The organism is Methylobacterium sp. 001424705, assembly GCF_059816145.1.
The window spans coordinates 1-2,727 of record NZ_JCBANU010000070.1 but is presented as its reverse complement, the minus strand read 5'-3'; the positions used below and the strand labels follow the sequence as shown (position 1 = coordinate 2,727).

The window sequence follows — 2,727 nt, the reverse complement described above, 5'->3', positions numbered from 1 at the left end:
ACCCGCGACTTGTCGGCATTGAACACGGTGTAGGCGGTCTCGCTGCCGGTGCCGGCATCGTAGGAGTGGGTCTCGCGTGAGCCGTCGGCGTTGCGCAGGTCCCGCATGACGAGCGTGTCGCCTGACCAGCGCGCGACCGCGGTCGGCCGACCGGCCGCATCATAGCTCTTCAGCTCGCTGGTGTAGCCAACCCCCGTGAGGCCGGTCTTCATCTCCGACCAGCTTCCGTCGGCGGTAACGACCTTGCCGGTCGCGGGCGGCGTCGGGCTCGGGACAGGCGCGGACGCCTGCGGGGCAGGGGCAGGCGTGGCGGGCGTCGTGACGGGAGCCGCGGTGTCGGCGGTGACGAGCCCCTGAGCGTCGTAGACCTGGGTCCGTACGAGAACCGCGTCCTTGTAGGTCTTCGTGACGTGGGTCCCGTTGGCAGCCCAGGTCTCGCTGGTGGCGAGGTGGCCGGCCGCGTCGAAGGTCTGCTTCGACACCACGCGGCCCGCAGCGTCGTAGGCGATCGATTGCACGACCTGCTGAGATCCCGGCGCCTGGAACGTGACGTCGGTGTGCGACTTGTCGGCCGCCACCAGCGAGTATCCCACGACGCTGCCCGTGACTGCATGCAGGATGGAGATCTTCTTCGATCCGTCCAGGTTCCACACCTCCTGGGCGATCAGCTTGCCGGTCTCGCTGTAAAGCTCCTGTCCGCTCGCCCGGTTCTGGGCGTCGTAGAACAGGGCCTGGGCCGCGTAGCTCTTGCCCACGATGCCGAAGGTCGTCTCGACATGCGAACCATCGGCGCGGACTAGGCTGGACGAGGTCTCCCGACCCGAGGCGGCCGAGTAGGTGTGCAGGACGCGAGAGCCGTCCGCGTTCCAAGTCTGGGAGAAGACCTTGACGTCGCTCGCTGTGAAGCGCTCCTGAAGCGTCATCTTGCCCGAGGCATCGAACGCCGTGACCTGGGTCGCGAAAGCCTTGCCCTGGATGTTGACGGTGGTCTCGACGCGCGACTTGTCGGCGGCCGTCTGCGTGAAGTTCGTCTCGAGCCCCGTGGCGACGTTGAAGTAGTGCGTGACCACGGACCCGTCGGATCCGAAGTCCTGGTGGAAGATGAGCTTGCCGTCGGCGTTGTAGCTCTCATAGGACAGGCGCTGCCCCGAAGCCGAGAACGTGCTGCGATCGGACGAGCCCGTCGCGCTCCAGGTCCGCAGGGTCTGCGCGCCGGTGTCCGCGAAGGTCTGGTCGTAGACCAGCTTCGTGCCCGACCACCGGGTCACCTCGTCCATCCTGCCGTCCGAGCCGTAGGTGGTGTCCTGCCGATCGTAGCTCCTGCCCGTGACCGTCTGCGACAGGACCAGGGTGTAGTCGCCCGCGATCTTGGCCAGGACGCCGACGTCCTTGCGCTGGGCGTAGGACACCTCCAGCGTCGTCGTCACGCGCAGGACGTGACTGTCGGTTAGGACGATGCCCGCGATGCTGGGATCGGCACTGAGGGAGCCCAGCCGTGCCACGATCTCGGCGGAGGTGGCAAAGAGCACGGTCTGCGGGCTCGAAGTGAGACCCTGGCGCCCGGCGGCGTCGACGGCGACGCTCGTCAGGGCGTGCGCCCCGGCGCCGCTCAGGCCGACCGTGGTCTGGAAGTGTCCGCTGGCGTCCACCCCCACCGTCGCCACGGCCTTGCCGTTGTCGAAGATCGAGACCGTCGAGCCCGCCGCCGCCGTGCCGGACAGGCTCACCGAAGCGGCAGCGCCCTTGCCGGGATCGACATGGGCAACCTGGACCACCGGCGCCGCGACGAAGGCGTCCTTGCCCGGGAAGACGACGTCCGGGCCCGTGCGGATGTCGAGGTCACGGTACTGCACCGCGAGGGTCTCGGTGGCGTTGTCGCTCCGGTAGATGCCCTCGGCCCAGTAGACCCCGGTCTGTTCGGCCAGGCCGAGCGGTCCGGAATAGGCGGCCAGCACGACGCCGTCGCGCTCGACCACCAGGCGGCCGTTCCCGGCTGGGTCGAAGACCGCGGAGATCTTCATGTCGTAGCGATGCCCGCGGACGATGTCGGCGGCATCCACGAACAGCTTGGTGGTGTGCACGTCGGCGCTGCTGCCCCAGCGGACCTCGATCTGCATGCGCTCGCCGACGAGTTCGATGGCGAAGGGCGGGCTGCCGGTGCCGTACGCGCCGAGGTCCTGGTGGAGCTGGCCGATGACGGTCCACCACGCCGTGTTGGCGGCGCCCGGCTCGATCAGGAAGCCGTACGAGATCTGCATCGCCGTCCCGTTGGCGATGGGCTGGAGGTTCTCGGCGAGTTCGGCGCGCTCAACCGGATGCCCGGTGGCCGCGTCCCACCAGTGCCGGTCCCCATCCCGCAACTCGAAGCGGACCGAGTCCGAGTCCAGCGCCTGGATGCTCCACGGCTGGCGGGCGCTCTGATTGTCGTAGGCGTAGCCGTCGATATCGATCTTGTAGCGCGTCGCGTCGTTCAACGACCAGTCTGCGAGCGGGACGGAAGAGATCATCGGGACATTCCAAAGAGCTGCGCGCCTCAGTGGAAGTCTTCTGCCATCCTCGACCTAACGAACGGTTCTCCAGCAGGGTGCACGAAGCGTATACTTCGAGCGCTATTATCGGCATCATGATGTAACGATGCGATAATCCTGTTTGGATGAGCCTGCCCTGGGTCGCCCTTGATCCTTGGTGGGACCAGGCACGATCATCGGTCCCAACGGTATGCTGCGT

Annotated in this window: 1 protein-coding gene; it reads right to left on the bottom strand. The window is 67.3% G+C overall.

The genetic code is table 11. The annotated features are described in order from the left end of the window. The coding region (locus AC6EUL_RS22760) for a heparin lyase I family protein (protein ID WP_499872878.1) at nt 1–2,507 on the bottom strand (2,507 nt) is incomplete at its 3' end. Between the last annotated feature and the right edge of the window lie 220 nt (nt 2,508–2,727).